This window comes from Amycolatopsis sp. FBCC-B4732, from assembly GCF_023008405.1.
Taxonomy (GTDB): Bacteria; Actinomycetota; Actinomycetes; order Mycobacteriales; family Pseudonocardiaceae; genus Amycolatopsis; species Amycolatopsis pretoriensis_A.
The window spans coordinates 1,269,960-1,294,233 of record NZ_CP095376.1 but is presented as its reverse complement, the minus strand read 5'-3'; the positions used below and the strand labels follow the sequence as shown (position 1 = coordinate 1,294,233).

Sequence of the window (24,274 nt, the reverse complement as noted above, 5' to 3'; positions counted from 1 at the left end):
TGTGTGACGGACAGTGCCGCCCCCATCGACGTGGAGCGGCTGTCGGGCATCGACCCGGCGGCGGCGGACCAGCAGCTGAACGACAAGATCGGCATGAAGCTGCTCGAAGCGACGGCCGAACGCGTGGTCGGCACGATCCCGGTCGAGGGCAACCTCCAGCCCTACGGCCTGCTGCACGGCGGCGCGAACGCGGTGCTCGCCGAGGCGCTGGGCTCGACGGTCGCGGCCCTGAACGCGGGCCCCGGCCGCGCGGCGATGGGGCTCGAGCTGTCCTGCACCCACCACCGGGCCGTGCGCGCGGGCACCGTCACCGGGGTCGCGACGCCGCTGCACGTCGGCCGCGGCACCATCACCGCGGAGATCGTGCTCACCGACGACGAGGGCCGCCGCACCTGCACCGCCCGGCTCACCTGCGTCGTCCGGGACCGCCCGCCGGGCGCCTGAGCCGGTGGACCTCGACCTCGCCCAGGTGCGGGCGTTCGTGGTGACCGCGGACCAGCGCCACTTCGGGCGGGCCGCCCAGGCGCTGTTCCTCACCCAGCAGGCGCTCTCGAAGCGCATCCGCAAGCTCGAGGACGCCCTCGCGGCGCCGTTGTTCCTGCGCACCAACCGGTCGGTCGAGCTGACCGCCGAAGGCGAGCGGTTCCTGCCGCACGCGCGGGAGCTGGTGCGGGTGGCCGACGCGGCGGTGGCCGCCATGGGCGCCGACGACCGGCCGCTGCGCCTCGACCTGCTCGACTACCGCCTCTCCCCGATGTTCCTGCTGCGCCGGCTCGCCGAGCGGGACCCGGGGCTGCGGGTGGACAAGGTCGCCGGCGGCGGGTTCGCCACCGCCGTCGAGAAGCTGCTGAGCGGCGAGCTCGACGCCGCCTTCGGCCGGGTGAACGGCTTCGGGCGGCCGCTGCCCGACGAGCTGGAGCACCGGGTCGTCCGGCTCGAGCCACTGGTCGCCCTGCTCGCCCCGGAACACCCCCTCGCCGTGCAGGACACCCTGCCGCTGACCGACCTCCGCGCCGACGGGATCTGGCTGCCCGGGCACGGCGGCCCCGCCGAATGGCTGTCCTACGTGCACGAGCTGTGCACCCGCTTCGGCGTGCCGATCGACGACTCCGGCGTCAGCTACGACCTGCGGCACACCCTGGAGCAGACCCGCTACGGCAAGCGGCGCGTCACGCTCGCCGGCGCGGACATGGAGCTCGCGCCCGACCTGAACCTGAAGGTGCTGCCGTTCGAGCCGTCACCGCTGTTCCCGTGGTCGCTGGTCTGGCGGCGCGGGAAGGCGCACCCGGCGCTGAAGCGGCTGATGGCGCTGGCCGGGCGCACCAGCCGCGAAGAGGACTGGTGCGCCTACGACCCGGCGCACGCCTGGGTGCCGGACGACGACGTCATCCTCGCAGCTGCCGCGCGAACCACCCGGTGAACGCGGCGTCGACCCGGGCCGCGGCCGGCGTGCCCGGCGGGAGTTCGTGCGCCATCCCCTCGACCGCCACCAGCTCGGCACCCAGCTTCTCGTGCAGGGCCGCGGCCGGTTCGCGCACGGCGACGTCGTCGTCGGCCCCGGTCACGAGCAGCAGCGGCGCGGTCAGCTCGGCGGCCCGGTTCACGTAGTCGTAGCGCGCCGCGACCGCGCGGGACCGCTCGGTCCACGCGTAGGTCACCCCGAAGCGCCGCTCGTTGGCGGCGATCATCGGCGCGAGCTGCACGACCGGGCTGACCACCGCGGCGGCGGTGATCTCGGCGTCCCCGCGCGCCAGCACCTCCAGCGCCACGATCGCCCCGGCCGAGCCGCCGAACACCCCGAGCGGCCCGCTCGCGCCCGGCAGCCGGTCGCGCAGCTCGGCCAGCGCCGCCGGGAACTCGCCCGCCGCCTGCTCGGTCACGGGCTCGAAGACGTTCAAGACGGCGTCCTCGCCCGCCCGCCGGAAGACCTCGTCGTGGCCGCCTTCGGGCAGCCGCGCCCCGCTCAGCGGCAGCCCGAAGTACACCCGCCACGCCTGGAGACCCGCCATCGGCACGGCCTCGGCCATCGCCTGCTCGCTCGACGGCACGTCCATCAGGTGCCAGCCGGCCACCAGCGCCGCCGGTTCGCCGGCGTTCGCCGGCGGCACCGCCACGAACGGCACCCCGGCCGCGATACCCTCGATCATCTCGTGCTCCCTCGGTTTTCGTCGTGCCCCAAGCAAACCGCGAGAAGACGAGCGGGTCCAACAGCCTTCCGGACCGCGACGACAACCGGTGGTTGTGGCCGGGGTGAAAGCCGCCGGGACGTCAGCCGACGCCCAGGTAGGCCTCCTTGATGCTGTTGTCCGCGAGCAGTTCCTTGCCGGTGCCGGACTTGGTGATCCGGCCGGTTTCGAGGACGTACGCGCGGTGGGCGCGGGACAGCGCCTGCTGCGCGTTCTGCTCCACCAGCAGCACGGTGGTGCCCTGCTTGTTGATCTCCGTGATGATCCGGAAGATCTGCTGGATGAACTGCGGGGCGAGCCCCATCGACGGCTCGTCCAGCAGCAGCAGCTTCGGCTTCGCCATCAGCGCGCGCCCGATCGCGAGCATCTGCTGCTCGCCGCCGGACATCGTGCCGCCGAACTGGCCCTTGCGCTCCGCCAGCCGCGGGAACAGCTCGAAGACCCGTTCCAGGTCCTCGGCCAGGTCCTTGCGGTCCTTGCGGGCGTAGGCGCCCATGTCGAGGTTCTCCATCACCGTCATGCCCGGGAAGATCCCGCGGCCTTCCGGCGCCTGCGAGATGCCGCGGACGACCCGGAGGTCGCCGCGCAGCTTGGAGATGTCCTCGCCGGCGAACGTGATCTTGCCCGACGAGATCGGCCGGATGCCCGAGATGGCCCGCATCGTCGTCGACTTGCCGGCGCCGTTGGCCCCGATCAGCGTGACGATCTCGCCTTCCTCGACCGAGATGGACAGCCCGGAAACCGCCTGGATCCGTCCGTAGTGGACGGACACGTCCGACAACTCAAGCAACGTCATCGTCAGGCACCCCCAGGTAGGCCGCGATCACCGCGGGGTTCTCGCGGATCTCGGCGGGCAGTCCTTCGGCGATCTTCTTGCCGAACTCCAGCACCACGATCCGGTCGGTCACGCCCATGACGAGCTTCATGTCGTGTTCGATGAGCAGCACGGTGTAGCCGTCGTCGCGGATGGTCCGGATCAGGCCCATCAGGTCTTCCTTCTCCGCCGGGTTGAAGCCCGCCGCGGGCTCGTCCAGGCAGAGCAGCTTCGGCTCGGTGGCCAGTGCCCGCGCGATCTCCAGGCGCCGCTGGTAGCCGTAGGGCAGGTTCTTCGCCCGGTCGGCCGCGCGGTCGGCGATGCCGACGAACTCCAGCAGGGCCATCGCCTTCTCGACGGCGGCCTTCTCCTCGCGGTGGTGGCGCGGGGAGCGGACCAGCGCGCCGAGCAGGCTGGTCTTGTGCCGCGCGTCGGTGCCGACGACGACGTTCTCCAGCGCGGTCATCTCGCTGAAGAGCCGGATGTTCTGGAACGTCCGCGCGATGCCCAGCTGGGTGATGCCGTGCCGCGACGTCTTGCCCAGCGCCTTGCCCTCCAGCCGGACCTCGCCCGAGGTCGGCCGGTAGACGCCGGTCATCGCGTTGAAGCACGTCGTCTTGCCCGCGCCGTTCGGCCCGATCAGGCCGAGGATCTCGCCGCGGCGGATGCCGAAGGAGATCTGGTCGAGCGCGACGAGACCGCCGAAGCGCATCGTCACGTCGTCGACCTCGAGCAACGTCTCGCCGACCTCGACCTCGATGTCGCGGTCCGGCGCGACGACCTCGGCGACCTCGGCGTCGTGCTCGGCCCGCTCCTCCGCCGTCATCTGCTGCAGTTCGGCGACGAGGCCGCCCTCGGCGACGACCTCCGGCCCGCCGTTCTGGGGCTCGGTCATGACTTGCTCCCCGGGGTCGGTTCGGTCTGCAGCGCGCCGTCACTGCTGATCTGCTCACCGCGGCCCAGCAGTCGCTGGTACGCCTGCCTGCCGTAGGCGAGCAGCCGCTGTCGCGCACCGAGCAGGCCCTGCGGCCGGAAGATCATCAGGATGATCAGCGCCAGGCCGAAGATCAGGTACTTGTACTCGGCGATCGCCTGGAAGCGCAGCGGGACGTAGGCGACGACGCAGGCGCCGAGGAGGACACCCACCTTGTTGCCCGACCCGCCGAGGATCACCGCGGCCAGGAACAGCATCGACGTGACGACGTCGAACTTCTGGTTGTTCACGAAGCCGAGCTGCCCGGCGTAGAGCGCCCCGGAGAGGCCGCCGATCGCCGCGCCGCTGATGAACGCCCAGATCTTGAACTTGAACGTCGGCACGCCCATGATCTCCGCCGCGTCCTCGTCGTCCCGGATGGCGACCCACGCGCGGCCGACGCGGCTGCGCTCCAGGTTCCCGACCAGGAACAGGACGGCGATGATCAGCGTGACGCACAGCCAGTACCACGGCGTGCCGTTCGAGTTGTTGAACAGCGCCGAGCCGTCGGCGTTCGTGCCCGGCGGGTGCCCGACCTCCTTGAAGCCGGAGTTGCCGCGCAGCGGGCCGACGTTGTCCGCGAGCAGGCGGACGATCTCGCCGAACCCGAGCGTCACGATCGCGAGGTAGTCCCCGCGCAGCCGTAGCGTCGGTGTCCCGAGGATCACGCCGAACACCATCGTCACGACCATGGCGATCGGCAGCACGACGAGGAACGGCAGGTGCGACAGCGACGAGTCGGGACTCGTGAACAGCGCCATCACGTACGCGCCGATCGCGAAGAACCCGACGTACCCGAGGTCCAGCAGGCCCGCCTGGCCGACCACGACGTTGAGGCCGATGGCGACCAGCGCGTAGCGGGCCACCTCGAACATCGCGATCGGGAAGTCGTACCCCGGCTGGGTGGTCAGGATCGGCGGGTTCAGCACCGGCAGGAAGTAGATCAGCACCACCAGCGGGATCAGGATGACCCACTGCTGGACGCGGCTCAGGTTGTTCCAGCGCTCGCGCAGCGAGTGCTTGCCGGGGCTCGCCACCGCCGGCTGGGTCGTGGTCGTCGTCATACCCGGGCCTTTCCGAGCGACTCACCGAGGATGCCGGTGGGCCGGATCATCAGGACCAGCACCAGCAGGACGAACGCGACGATGTCGCGCCACCCGCCGCCGAACAGCGACTGGCCGTAGTTCTCCGCGACGCCGAGCAGCAGGCCGCCCAGCAGCGCGCCGCGCAGGTTGCCGATACCGCCGAGCACCGCCGCGGTGAACGCCTTGATGCCGAGCAGGAAGCCGCCCTGGTACCACGCGCCCTGCGGGATCTTCATCATGTAGAACAGCGCCGCCGCACCGGCGAGCAGGCCGCCGATGAGGAAGGTCAGCATGATGACGCGTTCCTTGTTGACGCCCATCAGCGTCGCGGTGTCCGGGTCCTGCGCCACGGCGCGGATGCCGCGCCCGAACTTCGTCTTGTTCACGAAGTAGTTGGCGCCGAGCATCAGCAGGATCGACGCGACGACCGTGATGATCGTGACGTTGGTGACGCTGCCGCCGAAGAGCGTGAAGACTTCCTGGTTGCGCATGAGCCGGATGCCCAGCTCGGGGTTGCCGCCGCGCCAGATGAAGATGAGCTGCTGCAGCACGAAGGAAGCGCCGATCGCGGTGATCAGGAAGACCAGCTTGGGCGCGCCGCGTTTTCTCAGCGGCCGGTAGGCGACCCGTTCGAGGACCACCGCCGTGCCGCCGGAGATCGCCATCGACGCCAGCAACGCGAGGAGCAGGAAGCCGATCAGCTCGATCACGGTGAGCGTGGGCGTGTTACCGGGGCGGAACCCGAGGCCGTAGAAGGTGAACCACGTCGCGTAGACGCCGTAGATGAACACCTCGGAGTGGGCGAAGTTGATGAGCTTCAGGACGCCGTAGACGAGGGTGTACCCCAGCGCCACGAGCGCGTAGATGCTGCCGTAGGCGAGCCCGTCGAACGTGTTGTTCCAGAACTGGTCGAGGAACGCGCTCACGTCGAACGTGATCCAGCTGTCGCTCTGCGCCAGAACGACCGAGCTCAAGTGATGAGTCAATGACACACTAGTTCTCCATGTGGGACCGGGGTGCCCACCCGGCGGGATCGAGCCGCCGGGCGAGCACCCCGGGAATCAGAACGGGAGCGTTGCGCTACTTGATCTCGGTGTTGCGGACGATCTTCCCGCCCTCGACCTTGTAGGTCCACACGGTCGTGCTGGACAGCTCGCCCTTGTCGTCCCACTTGAAGTGCTTCGTGATGCCCTGGCCGTCGTACGACTTGACGAAGTCCAGCAGGCCGGCGCGGTCCTTCTTGCCCGCGTCGATGCCCTTGAGCAGGATCGTCGCCAGGTCGTAGGCCTCGGGCGAGTAGGTGCCCGGGTCCTTGCCGACCGCGGCCTTGTAGGCGTCGGTGAACTTGGTGAACTGGTCCGCCGGGACGCACGGGCAGGTGAAGTACGCCTTCGAGGCCGCCTCGCCGGCGCCCTTGACGAACTCGTCGTCCTTGACGCCGTCCGGGCCGACGAACTTGGCCTCGACGCCCGCGTCGTTCAGCTGCTGCGCGAACGGAGCGGCTTCCTGGTAGTACCCGGAGTAGAACACCGCGTCCGGCTTCTCGCTCTTGATCTTGTTGACCACGGCCGAGAAGTCGGTCTGCTTCGTCTTGACGGAGTCCTGGCAGGTGCCCTTGTCGCCGAGCGCCTGGATGGTCGACGCGGCCAGGCCGGTGCCGTAGTCGGAGTCGTCCTTGATGACGCACACCTTGTTGGCCTTGAGCTCGCCGGTCATGAACTTCGCGGCGGCCGGGCCCTGGGTGTTGTCGTTGCCCAGGCCGCGGAAGAAGGTCTTCCAGCCGTTCTGGGACAGGGTCGGGTTGGTGGCCGACGGGGTGACCGTGACCAGACCCGCGCCGTTGAAGATGTTGCCCGCGGCCTTGGACTCGCCGGAGAAGGGCAGGCCGACGACGCCGATGATGCCCGGCGTGTTGACGATCTGCGTCACGATGCCGGGCGCCTTGTCGGGCGTGCCCTCGGTGTCGAACTGCTCCAGCTTGACCTGGCAGCCCGGGTTGGCCTTGTTGTGCTGCTCCACGGCGAGCTTCGCGCCGTTCAGGATGTTGACGCCCAGCGCGGCGTTGGCGCCGTTGATGGTGCCCGCGTACGCGATGGAGGTCGGGGAACACTGGGCCTTGCCGTCACCGGCGGGGTCGGCCGCGTCGGCGGCGGCGGACGGAGCCGCGGCCTGGGACTGCGAGCTCGCGCTGCTGTCGCCCGAGCCGCTGTCCGTGCGTGCCGAACACGCGCTGAGCGAAATGGCCCCGGCAGCGGCCAGCACGATGAACCGCGCAAGTCGTGCTTTCTGCACTCGTTCCTCCAAATGCCACCTGACCGCCCGGTAGGACGGCTGTCCCCATGTGGGACCTGACTGGCCGCTGAAAGTAGCCGCCCCGGGAGCCGTTGCACAGAGTCACACGTGCTCTTGTAGCCACATCGTGACGGTCGTCACGAGTATTAACGTATGATTTACACCCGCTCGTCGTAATCTGACCAGCGGGTGGTGACTCTCGGTGCTCAACAGCCCGCGGAGTGCCCCTTGACGCCCGGTTCAACGTGTGCAGAGTCTACGGACCACGAGTCGATCACCGCGCCCGGCCACGCCGGGAAGGTTCGCAAAGGTACCAACAACGCCCTTTCGGGCACCCGGAGCGTCACGAAAACGGGGTGCGCCGGTCGTCCCGGCACACCCCGTGTCGGTGGTGGTTCAGCTCCCGATGCTCTCCACGACGGCCTCGGCGACGGCCTTCATGGTCGTCCGCCGGTCCATGGCGGTGCGCTGGATCCAGCGGAAGGCATCGGGCTCGGTGAGCCCCTGGCGGCTCATAAGCAGCCCCTTGGCCCGGTCGATGACCTTGCGCGTCTCGAGCCGGTCAGTGAGCCCGGCGACCTCGGCCTCGAGCGCCTGCAGCTCGGAGAACCGGCTGACGGCGAGCTCGATGGCGGGCACGAGGTCCCGCTTCGCGAAGGGCTTGACGAGGTAGGCCATGGTGCCGGCGTCTCGCGCGCGCTCGACGAGATCCCGCTGGCTGAAGGCGGTGAGGATGACGACGGGCGCGATCCGATCCCCGGTGATCTTGGCCGCGGCCTCGATCCCGTCCAGCTTGGGCATCTTCACGTCGAGGATCACGAGATCGGGCTTGAGATCGGTGGCCAGCGCGATGGCCTGCTCCCCATCCCCGGCTTCGCCGACGACTTCGTAACCCTCTTCACGCAGCATTTCGACGAGGTCCAGCCGGATGAGCGCCTCGTCCTCCGCGACGAGCACCCGTCGCTGCGGCACGGTGGCGGCACCGTTGGCCTCGGTAGCCTGATCGGTCACCGGGGTCCTCCTGAAGACTCGGCGGGACAGTCGGTTTTTCGCGGCTTCCCGCGAACCTGAAGCCTACCGGGAACGATCCAGTTCGAGAGATGGCGTTCACCACGAAGTGGCGGGGACGACACTCCCGCCCCCGAAGGTCGGAGGAGAGCGGTGATCCCGTAGGGTTGTCGCGTCGCGCCCCCGTAGCCCAACTGGCAGAGGCAACGGATTCAAAACCCGTCCAGTGTGAGTTCGAATCTCACCGGGGGCACGAGGAAATCCCAGGTCAGCGGCCTATACAGAGGCAACGTTGCTGCCTGGCAGTCAGCGTTTACCCAGGTCAAGGCGTGTGAGTTCGAATCCCTCAGGGGTCGCACCGGCAAAGACCGGAAGAAGATCCCTGTCTGGGCGGCCACCTCACCATTCCCGACCACGATCATCGGTCTGCGCGACAAGAACTTCTCTGTCCCGACATCGACCGGGCCGCAAGGCCCGGGACCGCACAGGCTGGCTCGGGCGGTGCCGCGTCGCACCAGCACCCCGATGGTCCGGATTGGCCGATCCAGGCCAGGCGGTGCTGCGGTCGTTCTCCTCCGCTGCACCGCGCTGACCGGTGCCGAGGCGATCTCGAACCGCGTGCCCGCGTTCCGGAAGCCGAAGGCGCTGAACGCCGCCCGCACGATGACCGCCATGGGGGTCACCGCCGTGGTCATGTTCGGCGGCATCACCGCGCCGGCGTTGATCACCAAGGTGCACATCGCGGAGAACACCTGTGACCTGACCGGCTTCCGCGGGGACTGTGCCACCGACCCGCGGCGCACCGTGATCAGCCAGATCGGCGCCGCGGTTCTTCGGCGGCGATCACGCCGTCCTGTTCTGCGTCCTGCAGGCCGCCGCGGCCCTCATCCTGATCCTCGCGGCGAACACCGGTTCAACGGCTTCCCCCTGCCGGCCTCGATCCTGGCCCAGGACCGCTACCTGCCCCGGCAGCTGCACACCCGCGGCGACCCGGCCCGCCTTCTCCAACGGCATCGTCACGCTCTCGCTCATCGCCGGGAGGCTGCGCTTCGCCTTCAACGGCTGGAGCACTCGCCTGATCCAGCTCTACGTCCTCGGGGTGTACACCTCCTTCACCCTGTGCCAGGCCAGCACGGTCCGGCACTGGAACCGAGTCCTCGCCGACACCACCGACACTCGCGAACACCGCGGCGGCGCCGACCTGGTAGTCATCGCCATCCCCCGCTGATGCGCGCGATCCACCGGCACTACACCCACGTCCGCGAAGAACTCCAGCCGGACGACGAATTCGAACTGCTCCCAGCCGCGTCCACGCGATCGTCCTCGTGCCCACATTGCACAAACCGGGCCAGCGCGCCATCGCGTTCGCCGCGCCACTCGGCCGACACGCTGAGCGCCATCACCGTTGACGCCGACGACGCCGACACCCGCGAGGTGCAGCGCCGGCAGGAGCGGCGCGCAATGAAGATCCCGCTGAAGGTGATCGAATCCCCTACCGCGAGATCACCCGCCCGGTCGTGCAGTACGTCAAGAACCTCCGGCGCGACAGCCTCGCGACGTGGTCTGCATCCGCATTCCCGAATACCTCGTCGGTCACTGGTGGGGAGAACGTCCTCCACAACCAGAGTTCGCTGCGGCTCAAGGGCCGGCCGCTGTTCGAGCCCGGGGTGATGGTGACAAGCGTGCCGTGGCAGCTGCGCTCCACCACCCGCCGCGACCTGCAACGCGGCCGCCCGCTGCCGGACGGCCGCCGCCGCGGCGTCACCACGCAGCGCCGATCCTGATCCATTGCCCCGCAGCGAACGTGGTCGGCCGTGAGCGGCCTGACCGGCTTGGGGAGTGAAGGCGAGCTCGCCGTGCCTGCCGAGGACGAAGCCGGCGTGGAGCGCCCAGCACACGGTCGCGGTCGTCAATGTGGCTCGGACGGTCGTGACCATGGCGGTGGCGTCGAGCTTGCAGCTCAGCCGGACCTTGAGGGACCGGATCGGAGCAGTGCGGCGATGCTGTCGTCGTCGCACTCGTTCCAGAAGGTGCCTGCTGTGTCCTCGAGCTGGTCCATCGAGCTCACTTCGAACAGGATGGGCTGGTAAGTCGAGATGTCGTACCCGATGTCGACGAGGCCCTTGATGTCCAGCGGCCGGAACTCGGCCGCACGGAACTGGTCGAGCTCTCCGCATGACGAGACCAGCGTGGCGCCATAAGCCTTGTGCATACCGCGTTCACGAACCACACCGCATTCGAGCGTGAACCAAAATACCTTGCTGATGAATTGCACCGACTCTGCGCGCCGTACCCGAACAGCCGCCTCGCCCGCCAGTCGGTACAGGCGGGCGAAGCGTTTACTCGTCAGGACGCCGCCGTGGCCCACGACGTCGTGCAGCAGGTCCGGTTCCTCGGTGTAGAAAGGCGAACGAGGGTGCCTGAGGTACTGCGTGGAGTGGAAGACGGACTTCGCAAGGCCACCGCAGAACTCGGGAAACGGGACAAGCGCGGGAGCCGCCCGGAAGCGGAACCCGGAGATCGAGGCCAAGCGGCTGCTCACGTCCCGCAACTGAGGAACGTGATCCACGGGGACCGCCAGTTGTTCCACAGAATCGAGGTATTCCGCGGCCGCACACGTGCGGTGCCGGCCGGCGAGTTCTGCGCGAACCGTCCGCCACACGTCGTGCTCCCAGTCGGTGTACTCGACCACCGGAACGGACGCCTCAGGCGGCAGGCCGGCCGAGAGAGCCGAGATTTCACCGCGGCGCCGCTCGTAGGCGGCATCCGTGATCGAGTCGAGCGACCGTGACATGATAAGTTCTCCAATGCATTTCACGAGTGCGTCAGCGGGTCCCCTGGGCAGCCGCCGCACTGAAGCCGGGCAGGTTTTCGGCGCGCTCACGTAGGGCGAGCCGGTCGACCTTCCGGTTGGAATTCAACGGAAACATCTCCGTGTGGACGTAGTGACGCGGCAGAACGCTGTCCGGCAGCACGGCACGCAGCCCCTCGGCCAACACCCGCTCCGGCACTTCCTCGCCGGTGTAGAACACCACCAGTTCCGTGCCGTGCGCCGCGGACCGTGTGACGGTGACCGCATCGCGGACTCCGGCGCAACTGCGAGCCGCCTGGTCCACCTCAGCCAGCTCGACCCGCCAAGCGTGCACCTTGACCTGGGAATCCACCCGTCCGAGGTAGGTGAGCTCGCCCCCTGAAGTCATGCGTACCCGATCGCCCGTGCGGTACCACCGCCGGCCGTCGTGGTCGACGTACCGGCCTGCATCCTGGGCAGGCTCGAGGTATCCGGTCGTAATCTGCGTACCCGTGATCCACAACTCACCCTCGACCGGGGACCGCTGTCCGCTCTCGGTCATCAAGAGGAAATCGTGTCCGTCGTGGACCCTCCCGATCGGAACGGTCCCGTTGGCGCCGCGTCGCACCGACTCCGCACCGAGCCACCGGTGCCAGGATATGCCGATCGAAAACTCGGTCGGCCCGTACAGGTTTTCCACCTTCGAATGCGGTGCGGCCACCACCCAGTCCGCGACGTCCCGGCACCGCAGTGCTTCTCCCCCGAAGAAGGACCACCGCAGACCGTCAAGCGCGTTTTCCTTCAGACCCCCCATTTCCCTGGCCATCCAGATGCCACTCGGCGTGGAGTGCCACACCGTGACCCCGTGCTCGGCCAGGAACCCCGGAAGATCGCGGTAGGCTGACGGCGGTACCGCGACCAGTGCGGCACCGGCGCCCCAGGCGGCGAACACGTCGTGGATACCGGGGTCGAAGTTGAGGTCGAAGGTTTGGGAGAACACGTCGTCCGGGCCGAAGTCGCAGCGCTTGTCGAGCTGACCGAAATAGTGGGCGAAACCACGGTGCGACACAGGAACACCCTTCGGCTCACCGGTCGATCCGGAGGTGAAGAGGATGTACGCCGGGTCGGCCGGGTTCACCTCGACCGGGGCGCTGATCGCCGGACACGACGCCGACGGAACCACCGGGAACCGGTCACCGACGCCGCCGGTGTCGAGCACTCGGGCGCTGCTGTCGCGACCGAGGATTTCCGGCAGGACGGCCAGGCCGCGTTCGTCGGCGATGAAGGTGCCCACCCCGGCCAGCTTCACCATACGACGGAGAAGCGCGGCGGGGAAATCCGGCTGCAGCGGAACGACCGTGGCCCCGGCGTACAGCGCCGCTAGCAGGCCCACGTACGTCGTCATGCTCTTGGCCGTCAAAACGCCCACCGGGCGAGGAGCCCCATCCGCCAGCAGAGCTCCCGCCCAGCGCAACGCCTTCTCGTGCACCTGCCGGTAGGTGAGTTCACTCCGGCCGATCCGGATGGCGGGACCATCGGCTGACAGCTCCAGTCCTCGTGAGAACCGCTCAGTCAGCAAGAGCGACATAACCGTGAACCCCCATCGATCACAGACCAAACCGGCACACTGGAGAATTCGGCACCCGGAACGATCGTCGATTCCGGCGCCGAACCGTACTGACACCCATCAGGAGCACGTGCCGTCGCGCGGAACGGTAACCTTTCCGTCCAGGCTTGATTTTCCGGGAACGGACAGCACACATGCGCAAGTTCGAGATCGAAGTGAACATCAATCCGTCCTCAATGGACCAGGCCATCTCGATCGCCCGTACCGCCGAGCTGATGGGCGCCGACCAGATCGGCGTGTGGGATTCGCCCGCTCTTTACCTCGACCCGTGGGTGGCGCTGGGTGTCCTGTCCCGGGAGGTCACCACCACGCCCATCGGCGTGTGTGTGACGAATCCGACGACGCGGCACCTCGTGGTGACCGCCAACGCGGTCGCTTCACTGAGCCACGCCACCGAAGCCGGGGTGTACCTCGGCGTCGGCACCGGCGACAGCGGCGTGTACAACCTCGGCGGACGGGCCTGCACGCTCGCGGACCTGAGGATCTTCGTCGTGGCCGTCAAGGAGCTACTGGGCTCCGGTCGGACCAAGGTGGCCGGGAAGGCGTACCACACGTCCATCCGGCCCCGCGGAAGCGTTCCCGTTTACCTGGCCGCGCACGGCAGGCGATCCCTCGAGCTCGGCGCGGAACTGGCCGACGGTCTGCTCCTGGGCCTGGGGCACAGCCCGGACGTCGTGGAACCGGTGCTGAACATCATCGCCGACGTCCGTGGCCGCTTCGGCGGCGGACCCGAAGACCTGCAGCTCACCTGGAACTCCGGGGGGATCCACATCGACGAGGATTCCGCAGCCGCCGCACGAAAAGCGGAATGGCTGGTGGCGTCCTTCGCCCACCACTTCTCCCGGTTCTCGTTGCACGGCAAGTTCGTGCCGGAGAAGTACCACGCCGGCATCCGCGCGCTCGGCGAGGCGTACGACCTCGGAACCCACGGCAGCATGACGGCCCAGCAAGCCGCCGGCTACCGCGAACTGGCTTCACGGCTGGGCGTACGCGACTACCTTCTGGAGCGGTTCGTCATCGCCGGGACACGATCGGACGTCGCCGCCCGCGTCGAAACGCTGGCGAAGCAGGGAGTGCGCAGGTTCAGCGCGTCGGTCGCCGCGGCCGACGAGATCGTCCCCGCGCTCGAACTGGCCGGCGACCTGAGCGTTTGACCTGACCGTGTCGGTCGGCCGGACCAGGAGCCGCGGCCACGGAGCCCGCATCCCGGAGAAGGCCTTCAGCGGGTCTCTGCCTGCCTACGCGCGCTCGACGGGCGCATGTCGTTCCAGACCGCGCTGATGTGGTCCAGTCATTCGGCCTTCGTTCCGTGGGGGCCATCGGCGTCCCAGCCGCGCGGAAGCTGCCGCCCCGCCGGCCAGATCGAGTACTGGTCCTCCTGGTTGCGGACCACCTGGTGGAGAGTTTCACTCACGGCAGCTACTCAGCCTCTCAACGACCGCTGATCAGTTCGTGCACCACCGGCCCGCCCGGCGCGTGCCGGGTCGGGATGACAGCTTTGTGCGGATCCCCGGCCAAGATCGCGCCCACAAGATCCCCGTTCGCGTGCGTGCCCCGCCCGGGGATCGCGGGGCTCCGGTAGAGGGTGCGCAGCCGCTCCAGTCCGAGTCCGCTGAGCTCTTCCAGCCGGGTCACCAGGTCCCGGTCGTCCCCGGATTCCGCGGTCTCGTCCAGCAGGGCATGGATTTCCGCCGCGACCGCGGCGAGGTCGGGCTGTTCGGCCGCCAGGTAAGCTTCCAGGCCTTCACCCCGGCCCGGAAACGGCGAATAGAGCATGCAGACCAGCTGGTCCTCGCCCAGCGCGAAAGCTTCCCGTGCGAAATCGTTCGCTTTGGCTCGCATCCGGTTGATGCTGTCCTCGTCGGCGTAGCGCGCACGCATCCGCTCGATCAATCGTTCCGGGAATTCCTTGCGACGCATCAGGCCGAGCGCGAACCCGACGTATTCCGCCAGCCCTTCCGCGTAGCTGCGCCGGTACAACCGTTCACACTTGAGCCCGCGCAGGTGGGCCATCAGAGTCGGTGCGCCGCAATCGGACTCGGTGAAGCTGAAGGCCAGCTCGTCGAACACGAACCCCAGGTAGTCGTTGAGCAGGTGCCAGTGCTCTGCCGCCGAATACCGGGTGTCCTCGTAGATCGAGAAGAAGGTGAGGGCGCGCGGGACCTCGTGGGTGACGCGCCGGCTTTCGACCTCGGCCGCCGAATCGGGGCCGAGGATGCCGGTGAAGTAGACCTGGGCCAGGTCGTCGGCTTTCTCCAGGAACCGGCGGAACCCCGTTTCCTTCGAGGGGGCGGGGTTCCGGCCGTAATGGCGAGTGAGCCGGTTGACCCAGAGGTAGTACGCGCGCTGCTCCTCGGGCGAATCACCGGTGACGATCACGTCGACACCTCCGTCGTAAGCGGCGGCGACGCCGAAGGAGTTCACCATGCTCAGGTTGCAGGCGTTGCAGAACGTCGGCCTCGACTCGGCTGCCGTCCGGTGCCCGGTCATCAGCAGGTCCACCCGGTTTCGCGCGATGACCGGCGCGGCGAGGACCTCGTCCACCTGGAAGGGCTTCACCTCGTCGCCGTCGACCAGCAGTGCTTCGCAATCGGGATCATCGGGAATGCGCAACGCCCGGTACGCGCGGTCGATGTTGTCCATCACCGCTCTCGGCATGGCTGTATGCCGGTTGGTGACCGAGCGCAGCCGGAACGTCTCACCCTGATTCGCGAACACCATGAGCTGCACGGCCCGGCAGAACGCCAGCGAATACGAGCTGTCCTTCCCGCCACCGTAGGCGACCAGCACGACGTTCTCCCGCAGTCGCCGTTTCGGCAGGGTGGACAGCAACCGGTCGACGCACCGCCGCGCCCCGGCGAAGTTGACGTCGGTCATCGCGGAGCGCAGCATCTCCAGGGTCTGCGCGCGCAGTTCGGCCAGGTCGACGGCGGACGCCGCCGCATCGGACATCGTCAAGATCATCATCCCCCAAGCTCGGAAACAACGAAGGGTGTGTCGGACACCGGCGGTGTCGGCCGGTCAAGGGACCTCGCGGCTGGCACCGCTGGGCGTCAGGAAAGCGGCCATCGCACGGATCGTCGGGTTCCGCAGCAACTCGACCGGCCGCACTTCCTTCCCCAACTCGGCTCGCAACCGTTCACGGAGTGACAACAACGCGAGAGACGTGCCGCCGGCTTCGAGGAAGTGCTGGTTCACCCCCACCGGGCGGCCGAGCACCGTCTCCCATGCCGCAGCGACCTTGGTCTCCAGCTCACCGGCCGGCGGGTCGGCGGCCACCGGGTCCCGCCCGGCTACGAGCTCCTGGGCGATGCGCTTCCGGTCGAGCTTTCCGCTCGGCAACAACGGCAGGGTGCCCAGCACCCGGATCTTGTCGGGAACCATGTACCCCGGCAGGCGATCCCGGAGGTATGCGCGCAACCCGGCGGCTTCTCTGTCGGCTCCCGGCCGGGTCACCACCACGGCGGCGAGCGAATCGGGGCTCCCGCGCAGGACAACGGCGCACGCTTCGACGACCGCGGGGTGCGTGCGCAAGGTGGCTTCGACCTCGCCGAGCTCGATCCTTGCCCCGCGGAGTTTCACCTGGTGGTCGACGCGGCCGACGAACAGTATCCGGCCGTCGGCGCCGTGCCGCACGAGGTCGCCGGTGGCGTACATCCGCTGCCCGGGCTCGTCGGTGAACGGATCGGGCAGGAACCGGTCCGCGGTCAACGCGGGCTTGTTCAGGTATCCGCGGGCGACACCGGCGCCGCCGAGGTAGAGCTGGCCCACGACACCGGCCGGCACCGGGCGCAGCCGGCTGTCCAGGACGTAGGCCATGGTGTTGTCCATCGGACGGCCGAGAGGAATCGGCTCTCCCGGACGGACGACGTTGTACAGCGAGAAGGTGGTGGTCTCCGTGGGTGCGTACATGTTGTAGATCACTTCGGCTGTCCCGAGGCCGGCCAACGCGGCCAGTACGGAAGGCGGCAGGACCTCGCCGTTGGAGATGATCGTGCCTGCGGATGCCGGGATGCTCCCCAGTTTGAGCAGTTCCGCGTGGATCGACGGCACGGCGGTCAGCAGGCTCACCGGGGTCGTTCCGCGCATGGCGAAGGCGTCCTCCGCAATGATCACCTTGCCGCCGCAGGTCAACGTCGTGAAGATCTCCCACATCGACACGTCGAACGACAACGAGCTGATGAACGGTACCGAGGCGAAGGTGTCCGCACCGAGCGTCCGGTGCGCCCACGTCAGCAGGTTGCAGAGATTGCGGTGTTCCAGCACGACGCCCTTCGGGCTCCCGGTCGACCCTGAGGTGAAGAGGATGTAGGCGGCGTTACGCCCACTGCCCCGGGCCGGCAGCCGGTCGGTGGGGCGGCCGTCGGCGTCGACTCGCACCACCGGTGCGCCCAGGTCCGCCAGAGGCCCTCCGGCGAGGATCACCGCCGGCCGGGCGTCGTCGACCATGGCCCGCAGCCGGCGGGTCGGCAGGCCGGGTTCCAACGGCAAGTAGACTCCGCCCGCCTTGAAGATCCCCAGCATGACCGCGAGCAGTTCGCCGGATCGGGGCAGGCACACCCCGACGGGTACCTCCGGCCCGATCCCCGCGTCGCGCAGCCGGTGGGCCACCCGATTCGCCAGCACGTCGAGCTCGCCGTAGGTCCAGGTACGGTCGCCGTCCACGACCGCGACCGCGTGCGGGGTGCGGTCGGCCTGCTTCTCGAAGAGCTCGTGGATCCCGCTTTCCCGGGGGTACTCGGCACGGGTGCTGTTCCACGTCACGACCGCCTGGCGGTGCTCGGCTTCGTCCGGCAAGATCAAGTCGGCCACCCGCGCGTGCGGGTCGGCCGTGACGCGGCGCAGGAGGACTTCCAGCCGGTACAGCATCCGATCGATGGTCACCTCGTCGAACAAGTCGGCCCGGTAACCGAAATCCGCGCGGAGGCCGCCGTCGGCTTCGTGCACCGTCATGTCCAGTTCGGCGGCAGCCCCGGGTACCGGGATCGGGGCGCTGCTGAACTCGACGCCGTTCACGGTGCCGTGTGGCAGCTGCTCCACATAGCCGAAACTGACCTGCTGGAACGGCTCGAAACCGGGGTCGCGCGCCACGCCCAGCGCGGCCAGCACGGCGTCGATCGGCAGCTCGCCGTGACCTCGAGCCGCGCCGATGTCGGCGCGCACCAAGTCGACGACGTCGGTGAAGCTGTGCTCGTCGGACAGCGTGGTACGCAGGACGACGGGCTGGGCGAAGGGACCGATGAGCTTGGCGGCTTCGGCGCTGTCCCGCCCGGAAAGCGTCGCACGGACCAGCACGTCGGCCGCACCGTGCTGACGCAGCAGGACATCGCAGGCGGCCTTCAGCACCATGAACACGGTCGCGCCGGTGCGCCGGGCCAGAGCCTGCATCGATTCACCGAGTTCCGGCGGCAGCACCCGGAACCGCCGCGCCGGCAGCCGGCCGCCGCTCGCGGACCGGGCCCCGCTGAGGGGCAGCTCCATCACCTCCGGTGCCCCGCGCAGCCGCTCGGCCCAGTACCGGACCGACGCGTCAGGCGGTTCTCCGAGCCGGCCGGGTTCGGTCACGGGCAGTTCCGCCAGCTCCTCGCCCTGGTACAACGCCATGAGTTCGGTGACGAAGATGTGTGGCGACAGGCCGTCGAAAACGATTTGGTGGGCGTTCACCAGCAACCTGTGGGTGCGTTCGCCGTGCCGTACGAGAGCGACCCGGAAGAGGGAGCCACCGGCGAGGTCGAACGGCTCATCCGCGAACCGTTCCGCTCCTGCGGGATCGAGCACCGGGATCGTGACCGGTCCGGCGGGGTGGACCACTCGCCGAAGCTCGCCGTCGCGGTCGCGACGCACGCCGGTCCGGAGAGGCTCGTGACGGCGCACGATTTCGCCGACGGCACCGGCCACCGCGGTTACGTCGAGGTCACCGGTGATGTCGACGGCGAAGGGCCTGCCGTGGCAGGAAACACCGGGACTCGACTCGGCGAGCTCGTACAGGCGCCGCTGTGCGGCCGAAAGCGGAAGGGGCATGCCGGCTCCTCGGGTTGCCTGATGACTCGGGCCTTGGCCACTGACGCATGGGTGATCCGCACTCGGCCGGCGCCGAGGCCGTCCGGTTGGCTCACCCGAGCCCCAGGGCGCGGGCGATGATGACCTTCTGGATCTCGGAGGTGCCGTCGATGATCGTCATCACCCGGACCTGGCGGTACAGGCGTTCCAGCGGGTGACCGCGCAGCCAGCCGGCTCCGCCGTGCACCTGCATCGCCCGGTCCACGACCCGGACGGCCGTTTCGCTGGCCGTGAGCTTGGCCAGCGCCGCGTTCTCCGGACTCGTCACGCCCTCGTCGACCAGTCGAGCACTGCCGAACGTGAGCAGTTTCGCCGTCTCCACGTCCGCCGCGCTGGTCACCAAGTGCTCCTGCACGTGCTGGAACGCCCCGATCGGCTCGCCGAACGCGACGCGCCGGCGGGCGTGCTCGACTCCGAGCTCCAGCGCGTACTCGGCGATCCCGGTGCACATCGCGGCGATCATGATCCGGCCCCGGCTCAAGCTGTCGATGGTGTCAGCCATCGCCGCACCGACCCCGCCGATCACCGCGTCGGCGGGCAGCCGGACCCCATCCAGGAGCAGTTCGAAGACCGGCTCACCCGACATGCCGACGTAACGCTGCCCGATCCGCATTCCCGGGGTGCCCTTGGCCACCACGAACGCGGTGGGTCCGTGGTCCCCGACCCGGGCGATCACGATGGCGAAGTCGGCACGGTCGGCGTGGCTCACGAAGGTCTTCCGGCCGTCGAGGACCCATTCCTCGGTCGCCGGGTCCTGACGGGCCGTCGTCGCGAGGGCGAAAGCGTCGGATCCGGTCGCCGGTTCGGTGAGCGCCAGGCACCGTGTCGCTTCCCCGCGCACCAGGGGCTCCAGGTAACGCTTGACCTGTTCGCGGTCACCGTTCCGGAGGATCGGGCTCGGTCCGTCCGAGCCGGTCAGCGCGAGCGGAGCGAGCCGGCAACCGCTGCGTCCGGCGGCGTGGTGGAGGTGCACGATCGCGGCCACCGGCATCCCCGCCCCACCCAGCTCTTCGGGGTAGTCGCCCGCGTAGAAGCCGAGACGTGCCGAACGCGTCCGGACGTAGTCGTGCAGCTCGGCAGGCACGATGTCGGCCTCCGGCGGCAGTTCGGCAGCCAGTGGCGCGAGTTCCCGTCGCACGAAATCTTCGAACGCGTCGATGATTTCCCGGTGCTCAGCCGCGAAAACGGACGACGGAGTCCTCACGACACCAGCTCCCTCATCGCCTCCGCCTGCTTCGCCAGCACTGTGTGCTGGAAAAGCAGGCGGAGCGGAGGACGGTCGCCCAGTTGCATTTCCAGCCACGCCGCCAGCTGGCCGAGCAACATGGAATGCCCGCCGACACGGAAGAAGTCCGACGAACTGGTGAACCGGTCGTGACCGAGCACTTCCCGCCAGCCTCGCCCCACGAGGCTCTGCATCGCGTCGTTCTCGGTTTCGGTGAACGGGGCTTCTTCGACCGGTCGTACGTCAGCGGCCAGCTTCTGCAGCGTGCCGCGATCCGGCTTGCCGCTCGGCAGCGCCGGCATGGCGTCCAGCCGCTCCCAGTCGGCGGGCACGAGTGCGGCGGGCAACCGCCGGGCGAGTTTCGCATGCACGGCAGCTTCGTCGAGGTGCTTCTCCCCGCTGTAGAACCCGACCAGGCGCGGCACCTCGGCCGCCTGGTCCAGCACGACCACGCAGCCCGGCAGGTCGAGTTCTTCGGCGGCCACCGCTTCGATCTCTTCGAGCTCGATCCGGTTGCCGCGCAGCTTCACCTGGTTGTCCGACCGGCCGATGAAGTGCAGGCGGCCGGCCGCGTCCCGGTAACCGAGGTCGCCGGTGCGGTAGACCCGCCCACCCGCCACCACGGGGAACCGCGCAGCGGTCGCCGGTCCGTCGCCGAGATAGCCGGTGGCCAAGACCCCACCCGCGATGGCCAGCTCGCCGACCGCACCGTCGGGCAGCGGCCAGCGACCGTTGTCCAGCACGTGCACGTGCGATCCGGCGAGCTCGACGCCCAGCGGCACGTCGTCGGTGTCCAGGTCTGCCTCCGACAGCTCGTGTGCCGTGGTCGTGACCACGGCCTCGGTGACGCCATAGACGTTCAACACCGCCGCGTCGGTGGCGTTCCGCAGTTGCCGGAGCACGCTGACCGGCGGTCGTTCGCCGCCCAGCACGATCAACCGTGGCGACCACCGTCCGTCCGCGAGCGCGGCGCACATCTCCGCCCGGGCGGTCACCACGTGGCTGGTGACCAGGTTCACCACCGAGACCCGGCGGGCCGCCAGGACACCGACCAGTTCCGCCGGCGTCGGCAGATCGAGGTGCGGCACGACGAGGCAGGCACCCACGTGCAGACCGGACAGCACCTCCTCCAGCGCGACATCGAACACCGGCGGCGAGAAGTGCAGCACGCGATCTCGAGCCGTCAGTTCGAACCGGACGATCGTCCGTTCGATGTGACGGGCCAGTGCGGCCCGGCTCACCACGACCGGTTTCGGTTTTCCGGTCGATCCGGACGTGTGGATCACGTACGCGGCATCGCCCTCGATCACCGGAACCGGGACGGCACGGGGAAACACGTCCTCGCCCAGTACCGCGACCGGTGCCGTGCCCGGACCGAGCGGCAGCGCCTCGCCCGCGACCAGGAGAGCGGGGTTCACTCCACGCGTCAGGTGCGCCAGGCGCGCGGGCGGGTCATCGGGCGAGAGGGGGCAGTACACGGCCGACAGCCGCAGGCACGCCAAGAGGGCGATGACGGACGCGACGCCCCTGGGCAGGACGACGCAAACCGGCTGCCCTGCTCGCACTCCGGCGCCCCGCAGCCGCTCCGCCAAGGACGTCACGCGCCGGTCGAGTTCGCCGTAGGTGAGGTGGTCCGCTCCCGAAACGATCGCCGGGCTTTCCGAGGGCCGGTGACGCCCGCCGTCCAGGAACGCGTCTTCGGCCGGGTCCGGCTCCCCCGCCGGGACCACCGGCATCGTGTCGAGGGAGGCGATGGCCGCGTCCGGGTCGGCGAGGTAGGCTTTGAGCAGGCTGACCAACCTGCCCTGGAGTTCGGTCACGGCCGCGTCGGTGAACCGGCCCTTGTCGAATTCCCAGACGAGGATCATGCCGCCCGGCCCGGATCGGGAACCCACGACACGCCGGTCGTCGGGGATCAGCAAGATGTCCAGGTCGAGTCGCGTCGTACCGGTGTTGACGCCTTCGAAGAGCGAGATTTCGAGATCCGGCACGTCGATGTCGGGCAGCACAGCGTCGTACGCACTGAACATCACGTCGAACAGGGGGTTGTCCACGCCGTCGCTGTTCAACCCCGCTGCTCTCGTGATCGTCTGTACCGGCACGTCCTGGTAGGACAAGCAAAGGAAGAGCTTGTCCATGACGTTGTCCACAATGGATGTTGCGGTGACTTCCGGGTCCAGCCGGAGCCGCAGCGGGATCGTGTTGACGAACATGCCGATCGTTGTCTCGGTACCCGCGGGCCGATTGCCGACCGCCGTACCGATCACCATGTCGGAACGGCCGCTGTGCCGGCGCAGCAGCTCGGCGAGCAGGCCGAGCAAGACGGCGAACGGTGTGTGGCCGCGTTCCTGGGCCGCCTTCCGCAGTGCCGTCGCGGTTTCCGGGTCGATGGTGTTCCGCAGCTGCTTCCCGTCACGCGTGCGCTCTGCCCGCGCCCGGCTCATTGCCGGCAGCGGCATGTCGAACGTGGCACCGTCCAGTTCACGGCGCCAGAATTCGACGCTCTCCGCACTGGGTTCCCGCTGTGCGAGCACGTGTTCCTCGTACGAACCCACCGGCAGCGGCTCGATTTCTTCGTCCAACAGCAACGCCCGGTAACCGCCGAACACTTCACGCAGCAACAGGGCCAGGGACAATCCGTCGTGAATCAGGTGGTGCTCGACGTGGATGATCCGGTGATGGCGCTCGCCCAGCCTGACTACACACCATCTCAGCAGCGGCGCCGCGAAGGTGTCCAGCGGCGTGCGAGCCTCGGTTGTGAGCAGCTCCGCGAAAGCGCTCTCGGGATCGGCTTCTCCGCTGAAGTCGACTACCCGCATCCGAGGCGCGCACTGCTCGCGAACCCGTTGCACGGGAAGGTGTCCCGGTTTGGCCACGAGTTCCAGCCGGAGTCCGGAATTGCGTTCGACGGCGGCGCCCAGTGCGTCCCGGAGCGCGGTCGTGTCCAGGCCACCGCGCAGATCGAGCGTCGCCGTGAAGTTGTAGGCCCGGCTGCCGGGCGCGAGTTGCTCGTGCAGCCACACGATCTCCTGCGAGGCGGAAAGTCCGAACATCGACTGGTTCTCCGATCGTCAGCGCCCGGCCAGGGGACGACGGGGCGGATGCGCGTCAGGCAGGCCCCGGTTGGCGGGAAACCGCACGGCCGCGACGGCGACCTCGTTTTCACCGTACCGGCCGTGACCGGTCGGGAGATCCCGTCAGACGGCAGGATTGCCCGTACGCACCACATCCGCCACGATCGCCGCGGCATCGGCGATGTCGGTGGCGGTGAGGCCGCGGTGCGTGACGGCCCGGATCCTCCCGTGCCCGAATTCGGCCATGGCCAGTCCGCGGCCCCGAGCGGCCCGCAGGAACGACTCGTCGTCCAGCCCGCCGGCTTCGACGCGGAACAGGACGATGTTCGTGACCACGGCGCCCGCTTCGATCTCGATGCCGTCCACTTGCGCCAGGCTCGCGGCGAACGCCGCCGCCAGCTCGTGGTCTTCGGCGAGCCGGTCCGTCATGGACGTCAGCGCGACGATGCCGGCTGCCGCGAGCAGGCCGGCTTGCCGCATGCCACCGCCGAGCATCTTGCGGACGCGTCGCGCCCTGGTGACGAAGGCGGATTCACCGGCCAGGATCGACCCGGCCGGCGCCGAAAGGCCTTTGGACAAACAGAACTGGACTGAGTCGGCGTGAGCGGCGATCCGGGCGGCCGGCACACCCGTCGCGACGGCCGCGTTGAAGATCCTGGCGCCGTCCATGTGCACGGGGAGACCGTGGCCGGCCGCGAATTCCCTCAGCTCGGCCAGATACCGCCGGCTCAGCACCCGTCCACCCATCCGGTTGTGGGTGTTCTCCACGCAGATCAGCCCCGGCGGCGCGAACTGGGGATCGTCCGGATCGGGTGGCATCGTCGCGGCCAGATCGGCCGGTGCGAGCGTGCCGTCCGACTGCGTGGGAACAGGTTCGTAGACGAGCCCACCGCAGACGCTCGCCCCGCCGGCTTCATACAGGTAGATGTCGCTCTCGTTCCCGACGAGCACTCTTCCGCCTCGCGGCACGTGGACCAGCAGGGCGGCGAGGTTCGCCATCGTGCCGCTGGGCATGAAGCACGCGGCCGGCTTGCCGACCATCTCCGCGGCGAGCTCCTCCAGCCGCGCGACCGTCGGGTCTTCGCCGTACACGTCGTCTCCGAGCGCTGCCCCCGCGATCGCCTCGAGCATCTGCCGGG

At 68.9% G+C, this 24,274-nt stretch carries 20 protein-coding genes and 1 tRNA gene; 6 read left to right on the top strand and 15 right to left on the bottom strand.

What is annotated here, in order from left to right; all coding sequences use genetic code 11:
* The first annotated feature begins 3 nt into the window (after positions 1 to 3).
* Both MUY14_RS05200 and MUY14_RS05195 read left to right on the top strand, forming a co-directional pair.
* Positions 4 to 444, top strand: coding sequence for a PaaI family thioesterase (locus MUY14_RS05200; protein WP_086858832.1), 441 nt, complete (start codon positions 4 to 6; stop codon positions 442 to 444).
* A 4-nt stretch (positions 445 to 448) separates the two neighbouring features.
* Positions 449 to 1,420: a LysR family transcriptional regulator gene (locus MUY14_RS05195; RefSeq protein WP_247021344.1), complete on the top strand. Its 972-nt coding sequence runs from the start codon at positions 449 to 451 to the stop codon at positions 1,418 to 1,420.
* Here MUY14_RS05195 and MUY14_RS05190 read toward each other — a convergent pair.
* The 7 genes from MUY14_RS05190 to MUY14_RS05160 form a co-directional block, all read right to left on the bottom strand.
* Positions 1,386 to 2,147 carry a S9 family peptidase gene (locus MUY14_RS05190; protein WP_247021342.1) on the bottom strand — a complete coding sequence of 254 codons (762 nt, stop codon included), beginning with the start codon at positions 2,145 to 2,147 and terminating at the stop codon, positions 1,386 to 1,388. The two genes, MUY14_RS05195 and MUY14_RS05190, sit on opposite strands and share 35 nt — an antisense overlap.
* Positions 2,148 to 2,268: 121 nt before the next feature.
* Positions 2,269 to 2,982 carry an ABC transporter ATP-binding protein gene (locus MUY14_RS05185; RefSeq protein ID WP_247021340.1) on the bottom strand — a complete coding sequence of 238 codons (714 nt, stop codon included), beginning with the start codon at positions 2,980 to 2,982 and terminating at the stop codon, positions 2,269 to 2,271.
* Entirely contained in the window at positions 2,969 to 3,895 is a 927-nt protein-coding gene (locus MUY14_RS05180) for an ABC transporter ATP-binding protein (RefSeq protein WP_247021338.1), read from the bottom strand. Before MUY14_RS05180 ends, MUY14_RS05185 begins: the two co-directional genes overlap by 14 nt.
* Complete coding sequence (locus tag MUY14_RS05175; protein ID WP_247021336.1) at positions 3,892 to 5,037, bottom strand: branched-chain amino acid ABC transporter permease; 1,146 nt, start codon at positions 5,035 to 5,037, stop codon at positions 3,892 to 3,894. The genes MUY14_RS05180 and MUY14_RS05175 overlap by 4 nt, the downstream gene beginning before the upstream one ends.
* The gene (locus tag MUY14_RS05170; RefSeq protein WP_247021334.1) at positions 5,034 to 6,032 is read right to left on the bottom strand and encodes a branched-chain amino acid ABC transporter permease; all 999 of its coding nucleotides are present in this window, start codon (positions 6,030 to 6,032) and stop codon (positions 5,034 to 5,036) included. The genes MUY14_RS05175 and MUY14_RS05170 overlap by 4 nt, the downstream gene beginning before the upstream one ends.
* 106 nt (positions 6,033 to 6,138) lie before the next feature.
* Entirely contained in the window at positions 6,139 to 7,320 is a 1,182-nt protein-coding gene (locus MUY14_RS05165; RefSeq protein ID WP_247025058.1) for a branched-chain amino acid ABC transporter substrate-binding protein, read from the bottom strand.
* A gap of 426 nt (positions 7,321 to 7,746) precedes the next feature.
* Positions 7,747 to 8,361 carry an ANTAR domain-containing response regulator gene (locus MUY14_RS05160; RefSeq protein ID WP_247021332.1) on the bottom strand — a complete coding sequence of 205 codons (615 nt, stop codon included), beginning with the start codon at positions 8,359 to 8,361 and terminating at the stop codon, positions 7,747 to 7,749.
* 176 nt (positions 8,362 to 8,537) lie between these two features.
* Here MUY14_RS05160 and MUY14_RS05155 point away from each other — a divergent pair.
* The 3 genes from MUY14_RS05155 (at position 8,538) to MUY14_RS05150 (ending at position 10,142) form a co-directional block, all read left to right on the top strand.
* Positions 8,538 to 8,611: transfer RNA gene (locus MUY14_RS05155), tRNA-Leu, on the top strand.
* Positions 8,612 to 9,457: 846 nt separating this feature from the next.
* On the top strand, positions 9,458 to 9,586 hold the full coding sequence (locus MUY14_RS46765) for a hypothetical protein (protein WP_281506258.1): 129 nt from the start codon (positions 9,458 to 9,460) through the stop codon (positions 9,584 to 9,586).
* 289 nt (positions 9,587 to 9,875) lie between these two features.
* Entirely contained in the window at positions 9,876 to 10,142 is a 267-nt protein-coding gene (locus MUY14_RS05150; RefSeq protein ID WP_247021330.1) for a hypothetical protein, read from the top strand.
* A 176-nt stretch (positions 10,143 to 10,318) separates the two neighbouring features.
* Here MUY14_RS05150 and MUY14_RS05145 read toward each other — a convergent pair whose 3' ends face one another.
* On the bottom strand, positions 10,319 to 11,152 hold the full coding sequence (locus tag MUY14_RS05145) for a phenylalanine 4-monooxygenase (RefSeq protein WP_247021328.1): 834 nt from the start codon (positions 11,150 to 11,152) through the stop codon (positions 10,319 to 10,321).
* Between the two features lie 31 nt (positions 11,153 to 11,183).
* A complete protein-coding gene (locus tag MUY14_RS05140) occupies positions 11,184 to 12,737 on the bottom strand; it encodes an AMP-binding protein (protein WP_247021326.1) in 1,554 nt (517 codons plus the stop codon).
* A gap of 173 nt (positions 12,738 to 12,910) precedes the next feature.
* Between MUY14_RS05140 and MUY14_RS05135 the strand changes: the two genes are divergently transcribed.
* Complete coding sequence (locus MUY14_RS05135; protein WP_247021324.1) at positions 12,911 to 13,930, top strand: LLM class flavin-dependent oxidoreductase; 1,020 nt, start codon at positions 12,911 to 12,913, stop codon at positions 13,928 to 13,930.
* A 137-nt stretch (positions 13,931 to 14,067) separates the two neighbouring features.
* Here MUY14_RS05135 and MUY14_RS05130 read toward each other — a convergent pair whose 3' ends face one another.
* The 6 genes from MUY14_RS05130 to MUY14_RS05105 all read right to left on the bottom strand — a co-directional run bounded on the left by MUY14_RS05130 (position 14,068) and on the right by MUY14_RS05105 (position 24,266).
* On the bottom strand, positions 14,068 to 14,190 hold the full coding sequence (locus MUY14_RS05130) for an MbtH family NRPS accessory protein (protein ID WP_247021322.1): 123 nt from the start codon (positions 14,188 to 14,190) through the stop codon (positions 14,068 to 14,070).
* A gap of 17 nt (positions 14,191 to 14,207) precedes the next feature.
* Positions 14,208 to 15,608, bottom strand: a complete 1,401-nt coding sequence (locus tag MUY14_RS05125; protein WP_247021320.1) for a hypothetical protein — start codon at positions 15,606 to 15,608, stop codon at positions 14,208 to 14,210.
* Positions 15,609 to 15,797: 189 nt separating this feature from the next.
* The gene (locus MUY14_RS05120) at positions 15,798 to 18,797 is read right to left on the bottom strand and encodes an amino acid adenylation domain-containing protein (RefSeq protein WP_247021318.1); all 3,000 of its coding nucleotides are present in this window, start codon (positions 18,795 to 18,797) and stop codon (positions 15,798 to 15,800) included.
* A gap of 91 nt (positions 18,798 to 18,888) precedes the next feature.
* Complete coding sequence (locus MUY14_RS05115) at positions 18,889 to 20,040, bottom strand: acyl-CoA dehydrogenase family protein (protein WP_247021316.1); 1,152 nt, start codon at positions 20,038 to 20,040, stop codon at positions 18,889 to 18,891.
* On the bottom strand, positions 20,037 to 23,114 hold the full coding sequence (locus MUY14_RS05110) for an amino acid adenylation domain-containing protein (protein WP_247021314.1): 3,078 nt from the start codon (positions 23,112 to 23,114) through the stop codon (positions 20,037 to 20,039). Before MUY14_RS05110 ends, MUY14_RS05115 begins: the two co-directional genes overlap by 4 nt.
* Before the next feature lie 144 nt (positions 23,115 to 23,258).
* On the bottom strand, positions 23,259 to 24,266 hold the full coding sequence (locus MUY14_RS05105) for a GntG family PLP-dependent aldolase (protein WP_247021312.1): 1,008 nt from the start codon (positions 24,264 to 24,266) through the stop codon (positions 23,259 to 23,261).
* Positions 24,267 to 24,274: the final 8 nt, after the last annotated feature.